Annotated in this window: 12 protein-coding genes; 2 read left to right on the plus strand and 10 right to left on the minus strand. The window is 70.4% G+C overall.

Features of this window, described 5'->3' with window-relative positions; all coding sequences use genetic code 11:
* Window positions 1-25: 25 nt before the first annotated feature.
* Both ASG95_RS18050 and ASG95_RS18055 read right to left on the minus strand, forming a co-directional pair.
* On the minus strand, window positions 26-1,360 hold the full coding sequence (locus ASG95_RS18050) for a geranylgeranyl reductase family protein (protein ID WP_057378351.1): 1,335 nt from the start codon (window positions 1,358-1,360) through the stop codon (window positions 26-28).
* 138 nt (window positions 1,361-1,498) lie between these two features.
* Window positions 1,499-2,197: a demethylmenaquinone methyltransferase gene (locus ASG95_RS18055; RefSeq protein ID WP_057378352.1), complete on the minus strand. Its 699-nt coding sequence runs from the start codon at window positions 2,195-2,197 to the stop codon at window positions 1,499-1,501.
* A 76-nt stretch (window positions 2,198-2,273) separates the two neighbouring features.
* Here ASG95_RS18055 and ASG95_RS18060 point away from each other — a divergent pair, with 76 nt between their 5' ends.
* Together ASG95_RS18060 and ASG95_RS18065 are read left to right on the plus strand one after the other, a co-directional pair.
* Window positions 2,274-3,566, plus strand: a complete 1,293-nt coding sequence (locus ASG95_RS18060) for an isochorismate synthase MenF (protein WP_057378353.1) — start codon at window positions 2,274-2,276, stop codon at window positions 3,564-3,566.
* A gap of 6 nt (window positions 3,567-3,572) precedes the next feature.
* Entirely contained in the window at window positions 3,573-4,247 is a 675-nt protein-coding gene (locus tag ASG95_RS18065; RefSeq protein ID WP_057378354.1) for an HAD family phosphatase, read from the plus strand.
* On the opposite strand, the gene mmsB is transcribed toward ASG95_RS18065, so the two are convergent.
* The 8 genes from mmsB to menD all read right to left on the minus strand — a co-directional run bounded on the left by mmsB (window position 4,244) and on the right by menD (window position 15,333).
* Complete coding sequence (gene mmsB / locus ASG95_RS18070; protein WP_082592839.1) at window positions 4,244-5,683, minus strand: multiple monosaccharide ABC transporter permease; 1,440 nt, start codon at window positions 5,681-5,683, stop codon at window positions 4,244-4,246. The two genes, ASG95_RS18065 and mmsB, sit on opposite strands and share 4 nt — an antisense overlap.
* Window positions 5,684-5,685: 2 nt before the next feature.
* Window positions 5,686-7,218: a multiple monosaccharide ABC transporter ATP-binding protein gene (mmsA, locus tag ASG95_RS18075; RefSeq protein WP_157582228.1), complete on the minus strand. Its 1,533-nt coding sequence runs from the start codon at window positions 7,216-7,218 to the stop codon at window positions 5,686-5,688.
* Between the two features lie 100 nt (window positions 7,219-7,318).
* Window positions 7,319-8,404 (minus strand): multiple monosaccharide ABC transporter substrate-binding protein, encoded by a 1,086-nt coding sequence (chvE, locus tag ASG95_RS18080; protein WP_304438279.1) that lies wholly within the window; start codon window positions 8,402-8,404, stop codon window positions 7,319-7,321.
* Between the two features lie 109 nt (window positions 8,405-8,513).
* The gene (araA, locus tag ASG95_RS18085) at window positions 8,514-10,022 is read right to left on the minus strand and encodes an L-arabinose isomerase (RefSeq protein WP_057378357.1); all 1,509 of its coding nucleotides are present in this window, start codon (window positions 10,020-10,022) and stop codon (window positions 8,514-8,516) included.
* Window positions 10,019-10,714: an L-ribulose-5-phosphate 4-epimerase gene (locus tag ASG95_RS18090; RefSeq protein WP_057378358.1), complete on the minus strand. Its 696-nt coding sequence runs from the start codon at window positions 10,712-10,714 to the stop codon at window positions 10,019-10,021. Before ASG95_RS18090 ends, araA begins: the two co-directional genes overlap by 4 nt.
* Window positions 10,711-12,381, minus strand: coding sequence for a ribulokinase (gene araB / locus ASG95_RS18095; RefSeq protein ID WP_057378359.1), 1,671 nt, complete (start codon window positions 12,379-12,381; stop codon window positions 10,711-10,713). The genes ASG95_RS18090 and araB overlap by 4 nt, the downstream gene beginning before the upstream one ends.
* A gap of 131 nt (window positions 12,382-12,512) precedes the next feature.
* Window positions 12,513-13,526, minus strand: coding sequence for a LacI family DNA-binding transcriptional regulator (locus ASG95_RS18100; protein WP_057378360.1), 1,014 nt, complete (start codon window positions 13,524-13,526; stop codon window positions 12,513-12,515).
* A 100-nt stretch (window positions 13,527-13,626) separates the two neighbouring features.
* Complete coding sequence (gene menD, locus ASG95_RS18105; protein WP_057378361.1) at window positions 13,627-15,333, minus strand: 2-succinyl-5-enolpyruvyl-6-hydroxy-3-cyclohexene-1-carboxylic-acid synthase; 1,707 nt, start codon at window positions 15,331-15,333, stop codon at window positions 13,627-13,629.
* Window positions 15,334-15,362 lie beyond the last annotated feature (29 nt).

The following is a 15,362-nucleotide window of genomic DNA, read 5'->3' on the forward strand; positions in this document are numbered from 1 at the left end:
GCGCCGCCAGAGAATGCACGCCGGGTCATGCGTCCGGCGCCATCTTCGACAGGGCGGTGATCAGGCGGTCGGACGCGTCGCCCCCGTGCGGCTCGGCGAGGTTCGCCATCACCTTCAGGAGGAACCGCATCAAGGTGGTACGAGGCAGGCCGTACTTCGTCGCCAGCCGCATGACCTCGGGGTTGCCGATCATCTTCGCGAAGTAGCGACCCAGCGTGTAGTAGCCACCCAGAGCGTCGGCCATCACCGTGGGGTAGGACTGCAGGACCCGCTCGCGCTGCGCGTCGGTGCCGCGGGCGAACGCCTGGGCGATCACCTCGGCGGCGAGGCGCCCGGACTCCATGGCGTAGGCGATGCCCTCGCCGTTGAACGGGTTGACCATGCCACCGGCGTCGCCGACCAGGAGCAGGCCGTTGTCGTAGTGCGGCTGCCGGTTGAAGCCCATCGGCAGGGCCGCTCCGCGGATCGGGCCGACCATGGTCTCGTCGTTGTACGTCCAGTCCTCGGGCATCGTCGCGACCCAACGACGCATGACGTCCTTGTAGTCGGTCTTGCCGAAGGCGCTGGAGGTGTTGAGGATGCCGAGGCCGACGTTCGAGGTGCCGTCGCCGACGCCGAAGATCCAGCCGTAGCCGGGCAGGAGCACCTTCTTGCCGCTGTCGTCGGTGGACCACAGCTCGAGCCAGGACTCGAGGTAGTCGTCGTCGTGGCGGGGGCTCGTGTAGTAGGTGCGCACGGCGACGCCCATCGGACGGTCCTCACGCTTCTCCCGGCCCATCGAGAGGGACAACCTCGAGGAGTTGCCGTCCGCGGCGACGACCAGCGGCGCGGCATACCGGAGCTCGGGGCCGGTCGACCGGCCCTTCTCGTCCACCGCCTTGGCGGTGACGCCGACGATGGCGCCCTTGGAGTCGAGGATCGGGCCGGTCACGTTGGTGGACTCGTGCAGCCGCGCGCCATGCTTCACCGCGTGCCTGGCCAGGATGTCGTCGAAGTCCTGCCGGGTGCGGACCAGGCCGTAGGGCGGGAAGCTCGCGAGGTCGGGCCACGGGAGGGACAGCCGCATGCCGCCGCCGATGATCCGCAGGCCGTGGTTCTTGATCCAGCCGTCCTCCTCGGGCGTGGGGATGCCGAGGGTGATCAGCTCCTTCACCGCGCGCGGGGTCAGTCCGTCGCCACAGACCTTCTCGCGGGGGAACGCGGTCTTCTCCAGGACCAGGACGTCCAGCCCCGCCATGGCGAGGTACGCCGCCGTGGCCGACCCGGCGGGGCCGGCGCCGACGACGATGACGTCGGCGGTCTCGGTGGGTGCGCCGGCTGCGGGAGTGGCTCCCGTGGCCTCGCTGATGGTGTCTGTCACGCCTGCCTCACACGCTTGTGAACGTCTTCACGAACTACCTCGGGGGAGTCTATTCCCGACTCGGCGTCAGGTCACCACTAAGGCTGGCCTTACAAAAGGCTCTGTGGCGAGCCGTGCTGCGCCGGTCTGGCTTTCTCCTCAGGAAGTCGGCTTGGTCGCCCGGTGCAGGGCCACGATGCCACCGGTCAGGTTGCGCCAGCCCACCTCGCCCCACCCGGCGGAGGCGATGCGCTCCCCCAGCTCGCGCTGCGCCGGCCAGGCCTGGATCGACTCGGCGAGGTAGACGTACGACTCCGGGTTGCTGCTGACCTTGCGGGCGATCGGCGGCAGCGAGCGCATGAGGTACTCGGTGTAGACCTTGCGGAACGCGCCGTTGACGGGCTGGCTGAACTCGCAGACCACGAGCCGCCCGCCCGGCCTGGTCACGCGCAGGAACTCGCCCAGCGCCTGCTCGACGCTCGCGACGTTGCGCAGGCCGAACGACATCGTCACCGCGTCGAAGCTGTCGTCCGCGAACGGCAGCCGCATCGCGTCGGCGGCCGTGAACCCCAGGTCGGGACGGCGCCGGTTGCCCACGCGCAGCATCCCGAGCGAGAAGTCGGCGGGCACCACGTTGACGCCGTGGTCGGCGAACGGCTCGCTGCTCGTGCCGGTGCCGGCCGCGATGTCGAGCACCGTCTCGCCGCGCTGCGCGTCGACCGCCTTGAGGACCGCGCGACGCCACAGCCGGTCCTGCCCGAGGGACAGCACGTCGTTGGTCAGGTCGTACTTCCCGGCCACGTCGTCGAACATCGCGGCGACGTCACGGGGGTCCTTGTCGAGGCTGGCGCGGGTCATGGCGTCATCCTCCCATCCGCGTCGGCGACCACCTCCCGCGGCTGCGCCCAGCCCGCGCCGTAGGCTTTCCCCCGACATGACCAGCCTTCCCACGCCCCAGCAGGCGGGCCGACCCGCGGGTTCGCCCGTGGTCGCCCGCACCGTGGCCCTGCACGACCCCGGCACGCTGCTGGGCCTGCTGCCGGACCGGGCCGACCCCACCGAGCTGTTCAGCTGGGTGCGCCGCGGCGAGGGCCTGGTCGGCTGGGGACGCGCGCTGGAGTTCACCGCGCACGGCCCCGACCGGTTCGAGCAGGCCGAGGCGTGGTGGCGCGACGTCGTCGAGGGCGCCGTGGTGCGCAACGACGTCTCCCTCCCCGGCACCGGACCGGTCGCCTTCGGCTCCATCTCGTATGCCGCCGACTCACCGGCCGGCGCGACGCTCGTCGTGCCGGAGGTCGTCGTGGGGGCCCGCGACGGCCAGTGGTGGGTGACCACGATCGGGACCGGCGCCGAGCTGCCCACTCCCGTGGTGCCGCAGCAGTCCGAGCCGCGCGAGCCGTCGGGCGTGCGCTTCGCGGACGGCGCCCTCGCGCCCGCTGAGTGGGCCGGGGTGGTCGGCCGCGCGGTCGAGCGGATCACCGACGGTGGCCTCGACAAGGTGGTGCTCGCCCGCGACCTGCGGGTCAGTGCCGAGGCGCCGATCGATGCGCGCTGGCTGCTCGCCCGGCTGGCCGAGCGCTACGACACCACCTGGGTCTTCGCCGTGGACGGGCTCGTGGGGGCGACGCCGGAGATGCTGGTCCGGCTCGAGAAGGGCCTGGTCACCTCGCGGGTCCTCGCCGGCACCATCCGCCGCACCGGCGACGACGAGCACGACCTCGCGCTGGCCGCCTCGCTGGCGCGATCGAGCAAGGACCTCGAGGAGCACGAGTACGCCGTGCGTTCCGTCGCGGACGCACTGCGACCGCACTGTTCGTCGACGAACGTCCCCGAGGCGCCGTTCGTGCTGCACCTGTCCAACGTCATGCACCTGGCCACCGACGTCGCGGGCGTTCTGGCCGACCGCACCACGTCGCTGGCCCTCGCGGCCTCCCTCCACCCGAGCGCCGCCGTGTGTGGCACCCCGTCGACCGTGGCCGACGAGGTCATCAGCGAGCTCGAGGGCATGGACCGGGGGCGGTACGCCGGACCGGTGGGCTGGATGGACGCCAGCGGTGACGGTGAGTGGGGAATCGCGTTGCGCTGTGGGGCCTTCGAGCCCTCGGACCCGGCTGCGATGCGGCTCTTCGCGGGGTGCGGGATCGTCGCCGGATCCGACCCGGAGTCCGAGGTCGCCGAGTCCGACGCGAAGCTGGTCCCCATGCGTGACGCCCTGACGGTGAGCTGACCGACCATGACCGACGGGGTCGGGCCGCGACCCGCTGACGCCGTCGTCTTCGACCTCGGCAACGTCCTGATCACCTGGGACCCGGTGGAGGCCGTCGCGGTCGCGGTCGGCGACGACCGGGCGCGCGCCTTCGTGAATGACCCGGACTTCGACTTCGCCGGATGGAACCGGGCCAACGACGCCGGTCGCGGGCTCGACGAGGCTGAGCGGGTCGCGCTGGAGTCACACCCGCACTACGCCGAGGAGATCGTCGCCTACCGCCGGCACTTCGGCGCCTCGCTCGTCGGCGAGATCGCCGGCAGCGTCGAGATCCTGCGCGAGCTGCACGCGGCCGACGTCCCGCTGTTCGCGCTGACCAACTGGTCGGCGGACCTGTTCCCGGTGGCCCTCGACCGGTTCGACTTCCTCGAGCTCTTCGAGGACATCATCGTCTCCGGCGAGGAGGGCGTGGCCAAGCCCGATCCCGAGATCTTCGAGGTGCTCGAGGAGCGGGTCAGCCACCGCGCCGGGCTTGACGACTGCATCTTCGTGGACGACAGCCCGGCCAACGTCGTGGCCGCTGCGGAGACCGGGCTGGACGCGGTCCACTTCACCGGTCCCGACCACCTGCGCGAGGACCTCATCGCCCGCGGCATGCCCCTGCGCCCGGCCCCTGAGACGGACCGGACGCAGCAGACCTAGCCGGCGCTCGGCTGCGGACTGGGCTGGCTGCTCGCCGTGGGGCCCGGTTCCACGCTCCTCGCGACCGTGCCGGTGTGGGACCGGCTGGCGTTGCGGAAACCCGCGGCTTCCTCGCCCTCGGCGACGGGCGTGGAGGGACCCGTCCCTCCACCGGGGCCGGAGGGGCCGTCATCCCTGCCCCGTTGGAGCCCCTTGAGGATCATGCCGATGAAGCTCGGCTTGCCCTGCGACTTGCTGTAGACGTCGAAGGCCACGGCACCCAGCAGCACCAGGCCCTTGATGATCTGGACGAAGTTCGAGTCCACGCTCAGGTTGGCGAGCCCGAGGTTGAGGACGCCCATCACCAGCCCCCCGATCATCGAGCCGGTGACGGTGCCGACGCCACCCGCCACGGCCGCCCCGCCGACGAAGACCGCCGCGATCGCGTCGAGCTCGAAGTTCACCCCGTCCTTGGGGTTGGCCGCGTTGAGGTACGCGGTGAAGACCATCCCTGCGATGGCGGCCAGGAAGCCCATGTTGACCATGACGAACATGTCCACGCGACGGGTGTCGACGCCGGAGAGCCGTGCGGCGTTGGCGTTGCCACCGACCGAGTAGATGTGGCGCCCGAGGACCGTCCGTTGCGTGATGAACGTGTAGAAGATGACGAGCCCGCCGAGGATCAGCCCCACGACCGGCACCCCCTTGTACGAGGCCAGCAACAGGCCGAAGACGAGGAGGAGCCCGCAGACGACCACGAGCTTGAGGACCGAGATGACCAGCCGCGGGACCTCGATGCCGTAGCTGCGCAGCTCCGAGCGCTTCTTCAGCTCGAGCCACACGATCACGGCCACGGCGAGGAGCGTGAGGACCAGTGTGGGGTTGTGGTAGCCGGTCACCGGCCCCATCTCCGGCAGGTAGCCGTTCGCGATCTTCTGGAAGGACTCGGGCACCGGGATGCTCTCCGCGTTGAGGATCATCAGGTCGAGTCCCCGGAAGAGCAGCATGCCGGCCAGGGTCACGATGAAGGCAGGGATCCCGACGTACGCGACCCAGAAGCCCTGCCACACCCCGACGAGGCACCCGAGGGCGAGCCCCAGGAGGATCGCCGCGGGCCAAGGCAGGTCGAAGCGCTGCATGGACAGTGCGACGGTGGCACCGACGAAGGCCGACACCGAGCCGACCGACAGGTCGATGTGCCCGGCGATGATCACCATCACCATGCCGATCGCCAGGATCAGGATGTAGCCGTTCTGGACCAGCAGCGAGGTGACGTTGCGCGGCTGGAGGAACAGGCCGTCGGTCAGGATCTGGAACATCACCACGAGCAGCAGCAGGGCGATCATCATCCCGTACTGGCGGATGTTGCCACTCATGCTCCGGCGTATCTCACTGAGCAGGGAGGCGGCCGGTGCGGCGTGATCCTCCATCTGCTCGGGTGCGGTCTGGGTGGCCATCGTCAGTCTGCCTTTCGCTGGGTCATGTAGCGCATGAGCGTTTCCTGGTCCGCACGCTCGCGGGGGACGTCGGCGGTGATGACGCCGGCGGAGAGGGTGTAGATGCGGTCGCACAGCCCGAGCAGCTCGGGGAGCTCGGAAGAGATCACCAGCACCCCACGACCGCTGTCCGCCAGCTGGTTGATGATCTCGTAGATCTCGTACTTGGCCCCGACGTCGATACCGCGGGTGGGCTCGTCGAGGATCAGGACATCAGGCTCGGTGAACATCCACTTGCCGAGGACGACCTTCTGCTGGTTGCCGCCCGACAGCTTCCCGACACCCGACTCGACCGACGGGGTCTTGATGTTCATGCTCTTGCGGTAGCGGTTGGCCGCGACGACCTCGGCTCGCTCGTCGACCACGCCGCGTCGCCGGATCTTCTTCAACCCGGCCGCCGTGATCGACACCTTGACGCTGTCGAGCAGGTTGAGCCCGAGGCTCTTGCGGTCCTCGGTGACGTAGGCGAGCCCGGCGTCGATCGCCTGCTGCACGGTGTTCGCCTTGACCGTCCGCCCCTCCTTGACCAGCTCGCCGCCCACCTTGTGGCCGTAGGACTGACCGAACACGCTGCGGGCCAGCTCGGTCCGACCGGCTCCCATGAGGCCCGCGAGGCCGACGATCTCGCCGCGGCGGATCGTCAGGGAGGCGCCCTTGACGACCAGCCGCCCAGCGTCCTCGGGGTGCCCGACGGACCAGTCGCGGATCTCGAGCAGGGTGTCGCCGATGGAGGGTTCATGTGGGGGGAACCGGTGGTCGAGGTCGCGTCCCACCATGCCGCGGATGATCCGGTCCTCGTTGATCTCACCGCGGCGGACGTCAAGGGTCTCGATGGTACGACCGTCACGGATGATGGTGATCGAGTCGGCGATCTCCTCGATCTCGCCGAGCTTGTGGGAGATCATGATCGAGGTGATCCCCTTGGCCTTGAGCCCGAGCAGCAGGTCGAGCAGGTGCCGTGAGTCGGTGTCGTTGAGGGCGGCCGTCGGCTCGTCGAGGATGAGCAGCTTGACGTCCTTCGCCAGCGCCTTGGCGATCTCGACGAGCTGCTGCTTGCCGATGCCGATCGCGCGGATCGGGGTGTCCGGATCCTCGCGGAGTCCCACTCTCGCGAGCAGCTCGAGGGCGCGCTGTCGCGCCGCGTACCAGTTGATGACCCCGCCCCGGCTCTGCTCGTTGCCGAGGAAGAGGTTCTCGAGGATGGACAGCTCGGGGATCAGCGCCAGCTCCTGGTGGATGATCACGATCCCCGCGCTCTCGCTCTCGCGGATGCCCTTGAACTCGCAGGTGCGGCCCTCGAAATGGATGTCGCCGGTGTAGCTGCCGTACGGGTACACGCCCGAGAGCACCTTCATCAGGGTCGACTTGCCGGCGCCGTTCTCGCCGCAGATCGCGTGGATCTCGCCTCGCGCCACCTCAAGGCTCACGTCCGACAGCGCCTTGACGCCGGGGAACACCTTGGTGATGGAGCGCATCGACAGGATGGGGTCGCTCATCGTCACGCCTCGTTGCATGGGTCGGGATGGGGGTCGTCGTGGGTGGAACCCAGTGGTGGCGGCACGCGAGTCGCCGCCACCACCGGGCGATCAGGGGGCGCTACTTCAGCTGGTCCTCGGTGTAGTACTTGGCGTCGAGCAGGATCTGCTTCACGTTCTCCTTGTCGGCGGCCACCGGCTCGAGCAGCTGGGTCGGGACCTTCTTGATGCCGTTGTCGTAGGACTCGGTGTCGTTGACGGTCACGGTCTTCTTGTCGGCGATCTCCTGGATCATCTTCACGGTGGCCTGGGCGAGGTCACGGGTGTTCTTGAAGACGGTGGAGTACTGCTCACCAGCGAGAATCGACTTCACCGACTCGAGCTCGGCGTCCTGCCCGGTCACGACCGGGAGCTTCTTGCCGCCGGTGCCGTAGCCGCTGCCCTTCAGGGCCGCGATGATGCCACGGGAGAGTCCGTCGTAGGGCGACAGCACGCCGTTGACGTCGGCCTTCGAGTAGGCCTTGGTCAGGACGTTCTCCATGCGCTTCTTCGCCACGGCCGCATCCCACCGGAGGGTGGCGACGGTCTTGAAGTTCGTCTCACCGGACGCGATCTTGATGTCCCCGGCATCGATCTTGGGCTGGAGGACCTGCATCGCCCCGTTGAAGAAGAAGGTCGCGTTGTTGTCGTCGGGAGACCCGGCGAAGAGCTCGATGTTCCACGGCTTGGGAGCACCGCTGGCCTCGAGGCCCTTCAGCAGGGACTCCGCCTGCAGCTTGCCGACCTTGAGGTTGTCGAAGGTCGTGTAGTAGTCGACCGCGTCGGTGTCGCGGAGCAGCCGGTCGTAGGCGATGACCGGGATGCCCGCGTCCTTCGCCTCCTTGAGGGCACCCTTGAGGGCTGTCCCGTCGATCGAGGCGACGACGAGGACCTGGTTGCCCTTGGTCACCATGTCGTTGACCTGGGTGACCTGGGTCGGGATGTCGTCGTTGGCGTACTGGAGGTTGACCTTGTAGCCGGCGGCCTCGAGCTGCTGCTTGATGTAGTCGCCGTCCTTGATCCACCTCTCCGACGTCTTGGTCGGCATGGCGACTCCGATCGTGCCCTTGCCGGAGGCGCCGCCGCCGGCTCCGGCATTGGCCTCGGTCTGCCGGCCGCAGCCGCTCAGGCCGACAGCCAGGGCACCGACGGCGAGAGCCGCAATCATCCTGCGCACCACTGTGTGCTCCATTCTGTGCAAGTCAACCTGCGCTGTTGCCGGCTGATCGGGTGTTCTGCGTGTGCTGCTGTGTGCTGCTGGGTGCCACCACCGAGGCTCAGGAAAGACCCTGGGCCAGACGGTGGTAGGCGTTGTTCCACCGCAGCTCCTGGGCGAACCCACGAGTGGTGGTGGACTCGTCGATGAAGGCGAGCTCCACGCCCGCCATCTCGGCGAAGTCATCGAGGTGCTCACGCCGCAGGGCGGTCGAGAGCACGGTGTGGTGCGGCCCACCGGCGGTGAGCCACGACGTCGTCGACGTCCGCAGGTCGGGGCGTGGGCTCCAGACCGCCCTGGCCACGGGCAGGTTCGGCAGCTCGGCCAGCGGGTCGACCACGTCGATCGCGTTGCCCACGAGGCGGAACCGGTCACCCATGTCCGCCATGCCCACGGTGACGCCCTCGCCCGGCGCGGCGTCGAAGACGAGCCTGACGGGGTCCTCGCGGCCGCCGATGCCGAGCGGGTGGATCTCGACCCGCGGCCGGGCGCCGGCAATGGTCGGGCAGACCTCGAGCATGTGGGCCCCGAGGATGAGCTCGGCGCCGGGAGCGAGGTGGTAGGTGTAGTCCTCCATGAACGAGGTGCCGCCCGGCAGGCCGACCGCCATGGCCTTGAGGGTGTGCACGAGCACCGAGGTCTTCCAGTCGCCCTCGCCACCGAAGCCGTAGCCGTCGGCCATGAGCCGCTGCACGGCCAGCCCCGGCAGCTGCCGCAGCCCACCGAGGTCCTCGAAGTTGGTCGTGAAGGCGCCGTAGCCGCCCTCGACGAGGAACTGGCGCATCCCGAGCTCGATCCGCGCGGCATACCGCAGCGCGTCGTGCTGCTCCCCCGCGGTGCGCAGCTGCGGCACCACGTCGTACTCCTCCGCATACACCTTGACCAAGGCGGTGACGTCCTCGTCGGCGACCGCGTCCACGACGGCGACGAGCTCGTTGACCCCATGGGTGTTGACGGAGACGCCGAGGCGGCGCTCGGCCTCCACCTTGTCGCCGTCGGTCACCGCGACGTTCCTCATGTTGTCGCCGAACCTGACCAGCCTGAGGCTACGCACGGCGGCGAGGCCCGTGGCCGCCCGCGCCCAGGCCGCCACGCCCTCGACGACTGCCGGGTCGCTGACGTGTCCGGCCACGGTCTTGCGGGTGACCCCGAGGCGGGACTGCACGTACCCGAACTCACGGTCGCCGTGCGCGGCCTGGTTGAGGTTCATGAAGTCCATGTCGATGGTGGCCCATGGCAGGTCGCGGTTGACCTGGGTGTGCAGGTGGAGCAGCGGCTTCTGCAGCCGCTCCAGGCCGGAGATCCACATCTTCGCCGGGGAGAACGTGTGCATCCAGGCGATGACGCCGATGCACTCGTCGGCGCTGTTGGCCTCGAGCATGATCCGACGGATCGCGTCGGCGTCGGTGAGCACGGGCTTCGCGACCACCTCGGCGAGAATCGAGGGGGCGGCGGCGAGGGTGTCCGAGATGACTCGCGACTGGCCGGCGACCTGCTCCAGGACGTCGTCTCCGTAGAGTCCCTGGCTGCCGGTCAGGAACCAGATCTGGGGGGCTGGGGCGGTGCTCATCGACTTCCGTCCTGTTGTCCGTACACGTTCTGGTACCTGTCGTAGAGGCTGTCGATGTCCGTGTCGTCGAGGCGCCACGTCTGTCCGAGCTGTTGGGCGACGTGGACGGTGCGAGCCACGTCCTCGAGCATCACGGCCGCCTTGACGGCATCGCGGGCCGAGCGCCCGATGGTGAAGGGTCCGTGCCCGCCCATCAGCACCGCCCGTGAGCGGCTGCCCCGCAGCGTCTCGACGATGCCGCGTCCGATCGAGTCGTCGCCGATCAGGGCGAACGGCCCCACGGGGATGTCCCCACCGAACTCGTCGGCCATCATCGTCAGCACGCAAGGGATGGGCTCACGACGTGCGCACCACGCGGTCGCGTAGGTCGAGTGGGTGTGCACGACACCACCGACCTCGGGCATGTGGCGGTAGACGTACGCGTGGGCAGCCGTGTCGGACGAGGGCTGGTGGACTCCCTCGACCAGGTGGCCGTCGAGGTCGCAGACGACCATGTCCTCCGCCGTCAGCTCGTCGTAGGAGACCCCGGACGGCTTGATGACGAACAGGTCCATCCCAGGGACCCGGCCGGACACGTTGCCTGCGGTCCAGATCACCAGCTCGTTGCGGATGAGCTCGGCGTGCAGGGAGGCGACGTCTTCCCTCACCACCTCGACCGCCCTTCGCACGGCGGCGCTCGTCGTGGCGCTCATGCGTGTGCCCTCCGACGGATCGCTTTGAGCGTCCGCATGACCGGGTTCGCTCCTCGGCCGAAGTAGTCGTGCAGCGTCCGGTACTCGGCGAACAGCTCGTCGTACGCGGCGACGTTGGCCGGCACAGGTCGGTAGGCAGCCACCCGGCGCCCACCCATGGCCCCCGCCGCCTTGCGGATGTCGGGGTAGGCGCCGGCCGCGACGGCCGCGTGGATCGCCGACCCCAGGGCCGGTCCCTGGTCCGAGGTCACGACGGACAGTGGCAGGTCGAGCACGTCGGCATAGATCTGCATCAGCAGCGGGTTGCGCAGGAGGCCGCCGGCGATGATGAACTCGGTGACGGGGACCCCGGCCTGGGCGAAGGTCTCCACGATGACCCGGGTGCCGAAGGCGGTGGCCTCGAGGAGGGCGCGGTACGTGTCCTCCGGACGGGTGGCGAGGGTCTGCCCGACCATCAGACCGGACAGCTCGTGGTCGACGAGCACGGAACGGTTGCCGCTGTGCCAGTCGAGCGCGACGAGCCCGTGGCCGCCGATGGGTTGCTCGGCCGCCAGCCCGGTGAGGTACTCGTGCACACTGAGCCCGCGCTCGTGGGCCCTCACGGCGTACTCCTGCGGCACGGAGCCGTCCACGAACCAGCCGAAGATGTCCCCGACCCCGGACTGGCCGGCCTCGTAGCCCCACAGCCCCGGGACGATGCCGCCGTCGACGACCCCGCACATCCCCGGCACCTCGCGCAGGACGGCACCGTTCATGACGTGACAGGTCGAGGTCCCCATGATGGCGACCATCTGGCCGGGCTCGACGGCCTGTGCCGCAGCTGCGGAGACATGGGCGTCGACGTTGCCGACCGCGACGGCGATGCCCTCGGGCAGACCGGTCCACTCCGACGCCTCCGCCGTCAGCCGTCCGGCGGCCTCGCCCAGCTGACCGATGCGGTGCGCCAGCTTGTCCTCCACGAAGTCCGCGAAACCGGGGTTGAGCTCGGCCAGGAAGTCGCGCGACGGGTACTCGCCCTCCTGGAAGATCCCCTTGTAGCCCGCGGTGCACGCGTTTCGGACGTACTCGCCACACAGCCGCCACACGATCCAGTCGGCGAGCTCCACCCAGCGGGCCGTCGCGGCATACACCTCGGGGGCCTCCTCCAGTAGCTGGAGTGCCTTGGCGAACTCCCACTCCGAGGAGATGAACCCGCCGTACCGACCCAGCCAGGGCTCGTCGCGCTCGGCCGCCAGGGCGTTGATCCGGTCGGCCTGGCCCTGTGCGGCGTGGTGGCGCCAGAGCTTGACGTAGGCGTGCGGCTCCGACGCGAAGTCAGCCGTCTCGCACAGCGGCGTCCCGTCCTCGAGGGTCGGGAGCACCGTGCACGCCGTGAAGTCGGTGGCGATGCCGATCACGTCGGCGGGGTCGACACCTGAGCGGCGGACCGCCTCGGGCACGGCGGTGCGCAGCACGTGCACGTAGTCGGTCGGGACCTGCAGCGCCCACTCCGGCGGCAGCTTCTCGCCGGTGCCCGGCAGGACCGTGTCGACGACGCCGTGGGGGTAGTCGCAGGTGGCGGTGCCCAGCTCGGCCCCGTCACTCACCCGGACGACGAGAGCCCGTCCCGAGAGGGTGCCGAAGTCGACGCCCACGACGTACGACTCGGTGCGGGTGTCGTTCGGCATTGAACTGCTCCTCGGTGAGCTCGGGTCCGGCTTCGTCATGCGGCGTGTTAGCGCTAACCGGTAGTGTTAACGCTAACATCAGGCCCCGTCAAGAGCCCTCGGAAACTTTCTGGCGAGGTGAGCTCGACGACTCAGGTGTGCAGCCGCGCCGTGGATGCCCGGACCACCAGCTTGGGCGGGACCACCTGGGATCCGGAGGTGATCTCTCCCCGGATGCCCTCGGTCAGCAGCTCCATCGCGCCGCGACCGAGGGCCACGAAGTTCTGGCGGACCGTCGTCAGGGGCGGGGTGAAGTACTCCGACTCCGGGATGTCGTCGAAGCCCACGACGCTCACGTCCTGCGGCACCCGCAGACCGGCCTCGGCCAGTGCGCGCAGCACCCCGATCGACATCTGGTCGTTCGCGACGAACACCGCGGTGGCCGTCCCGGCGGCCGCGAGCTCGCGACCCAGTGCAAAGCCGCTCGACGCGCTCCAGTCCCCCACCAGCACCTCCGGCACCTCGAGGCCGGCCCTGCCCAGGCTGCGGCGCCAACCGGCCTCACGGGCCTGGGCCTGGTACCAGTCGCGCGGTCCGCTGATGTGGGCGATCCGGGTGTGGCCGAGGTCGACCAGGTGCTGGGTGGCGAGCATCGCACCCGCCTCGTGGTCCACCCCCACGGCGAAGCTGGCGCGGCCGGGTGCCGCGTCGAGGACCAGGACGGGGATGGGCAGCGTGGACCCGATGCCCAGGTCGAGCCCGGTGTCGTCGGGCGCGATCAGCACGATCGCCTCCACCGCTTCGGACACCAGGTGGTCGATGGCCTCCGAGGTGGCCTCGGGGGTCACGTCGGGCAACGAGGCGAGGACCATGCTGTAGCCCCTGGCACGGGCAGCCAGCTCCAGTCCGACCACGGTGCTGGAGGGCCCGAAGTAGCCCAACCCCGCGGCCACCACGCCGATGACGCCGGACTTCTGCGTGACCAGGGCGCGAGCGGCGTTGTTGCGCCGGTACCCCAGCTCGCGCACCGCCTCGAGCACCCGGTCGCGGGTGGCGGGAGCCACCTTCGCCGACCCGTTGATGACCCTCGAGACAGTCTGGTGGGACACCCCTGCGACGCGCGCGACGTCCTCGAGCCGTGGCGCCGATCGTGCCGTCGTGCTCATGGCGCCTCCTCCCTCGTGAACTGCCAGGCCGCTTGCGACACGACTATCGCAGGTCGCACGCGACGCGTGCCGTGAGGGCACGCGGAGGATCGCGGGGGGTTCACGCCTCGAGGGCAGCGGCGGCGCGGGCCCGGTGCTGGGCGTGCAGGTGGCGATGGCTAGCTCGGTCGACCGGCACCTCGAGGACGGTGAGCCCTGACGGCTGCTCCGCCAGCGCGGCGACGAGCTCGTCACGCGTCGCGACCTGCCGGTGCCGGACGTGGTGGGCGGCGCACAGGGCGGCCAGGTCGGCGCCGGTCGGCGTGCCGAAGAGCCGCTCGAACTCGGCTGCCCGGGCGGGCTCGCCCGGCTCGAGGAGGGTGAAGATGCCGCCGCCATCGTCGTTGGTGACGACCACCGTGAGATCCGGCCGGCGCTCCAGCGGACCGACGAGCAGGCCGTTCGAGTCGTGCAGGAAGGTCAGGTCGCCCATCAGGGCATAGGTCGGCGAGGCGTCGGCCAGGGCCAGGCCGCTCGCGGTGGAGACGCAGCCGTCGATGCCCGCGAGTCCCCGGCTCGCGACCACCCGCAGCGGAGTGGACCGCGGCGCCGCGAGGTCGACGTCGCGGGCCGAGTTCGAGGAACCGAGGAACAGCGTCGCGCCCGTGGGGAGTCCGGAGACGACGGCCGCCGCCACGGCTGCCCCGCTCGGCCACGGGGGTGGCTCCTCTGCCATGGCGACGGCCACCCGGTCACCGGCTGCCCGCCAGGCGTCGGCCCAGACCTCGTCGCCGGCCATCGCGCCTTCGCCGTCGACCGGCGCATCGAGGACCGAGGTCGGGTGCACCGCCTGCACATCGGGCCGCGAGACGATCCACTGGTGCGCGCCCACGGCCTCCACCCGGACGCCCGGACGGCGCAGCAAGGCAGCCACCGGGCGCGACAGCGTGAGGCGGCCGACGGCGATCACGCGGTCGGGGGCGTGCTCGTCCAGCCAGGACGGGTCGGAGAGCACCAACGGGCCGTGCGGCACGGCCTCGCCGCGGGGGTGCGTGCCGAAGGGCTCGGCCAGCAGCGGCCAGCCGCGGGCCGTGGCCCAGCGAACCGCACGGTCGAACTGGTCGGGCTCGGGCAGGTCTCCAACCACCACGAGGGTGCGGGCCGGGCGCAGCGACACGTCGTGTGCCGCGGGCGAACCCGTCGCGGGCGCCGCAACAGCCGTGGGCGGCGCGGCCGAGGTGTCCAGCGACTCGGGCCACGGCTCGTCGTCGTCGGTCGGGACCAGCGGCTCGCGCAGCTGCACGTTGACGTGCACCGGCCCCGGCTCACCGGTGCCCGCCACCCCGGTGGCATGGCGCACGGCGGTCGCCGCGAGGTCGCGCCAGCGCGCGACCTCACCGGTCGCGCGGTGCGGCGCGTCCGCATCGACGGACCAGCGGACGGCGCCGGCAAAGATGCCCGGCTGCACGGTCGTCTGGTTGGCGCCGGTCCCCCGCAGCTCCACCGGGCGGTCGGCCGACAGCACGACGAGCGGCACCACCCCGTGGTGCGCCTCGAGCACCGCCGGGTGGAGGTTCGCGACCGCCGTTCCCGAGGTCGTGACCACCACCGCCGGGACCCGGGTGAGCTTGGCCAGGCCCAGCGCGAGGAACCCCGCAGACCGTTCGTCGACGCGCACGTGCAGCTCGAGTCGACCGGCCCGCTCCGCCTCCCGCAGGGCGTACGCCAGCGGGGCCGACCGCGAACCCGGGCAGAGCACCGCGTGGCGGACCCCGCGTCGGACCAGCTCGTCCACGAGGACCGTCGCCAGCGCGGTGGACGGGTTCACGGTCGGATTGTGCCACCCCGACCGAGCTC

This window comes from Phycicoccus sp. Soil803 (genome assembly GCF_001429685.1).
GTDB lineage: Bacteria > Actinomycetota > Actinomycetes > Actinomycetales > Dermatophilaceae > Pedococcus.

Bases quoted from the DNA above. Each gene is read 5' to 3' on its own strand.
- ASG95_RS18055 (WP_057378352.1), bottom strand. From the start codon at position 2,197: ATGACCCGCGCCAGCCTCGACAAGGACCCCCGTGACGTCGCCGCGATG.
- ASG95_RS18060 (WP_057378353.1), top strand. From the start codon at position 2,274: ATGACCAGCCTTCCCACGCCCCAGCAGGCGGGCCGACCCGCGGGTTCG.
- ASG95_RS18065 (WP_057378354.1), top strand. From the start codon at position 3,573: ATGACCGACGGGGTCGGGCCGCGACCCGCTGACGCCGTCGTCTTCGAC.
- mmsB (WP_082592839.1), bottom strand. From the start codon at position 5,683: ATGGCCACCCAGACCGCACCCGAGCAGATGGAGGATCACGCCGCACCG.
- mmsA (WP_157582228.1), bottom strand. From the start codon at position 7,218: ATGAGCGACCCCATCCTGTCGATGCGCTCCATCACCAAGGTGTTCCCC.
- chvE (WP_304438279.1), bottom strand. From the start codon at position 8,404: ATGATTGCGGCTCTCGCCGTCGGTGCCCTGGCTGTCGGCCTGAGCGGC.
- araA (WP_057378357.1), bottom strand. From the start codon at position 10,022: ATGAGCACCGCCCCAGCCCCCCAGATCTGGTTCCTGACCGGCAGCCAG.
- ASG95_RS18090 (WP_057378358.1), bottom strand. From the start codon at position 10,714: ATGAGCGCCACGACGAGCGCCGCCGTGCGAAGGGCGGTCGAGGTGGTG.
- araB (WP_057378359.1), bottom strand. From the start codon at position 12,381: ATGCCGAACGACACCCGCACCGAGTCGTACGTCGTGGGCGTCGACTTC.
- ASG95_RS18100 (WP_057378360.1), bottom strand. From the start codon at position 13,526: ATGAGCACGACGGCACGATCGGCGCCACGGCTCGAGGACGTCGCGCGC.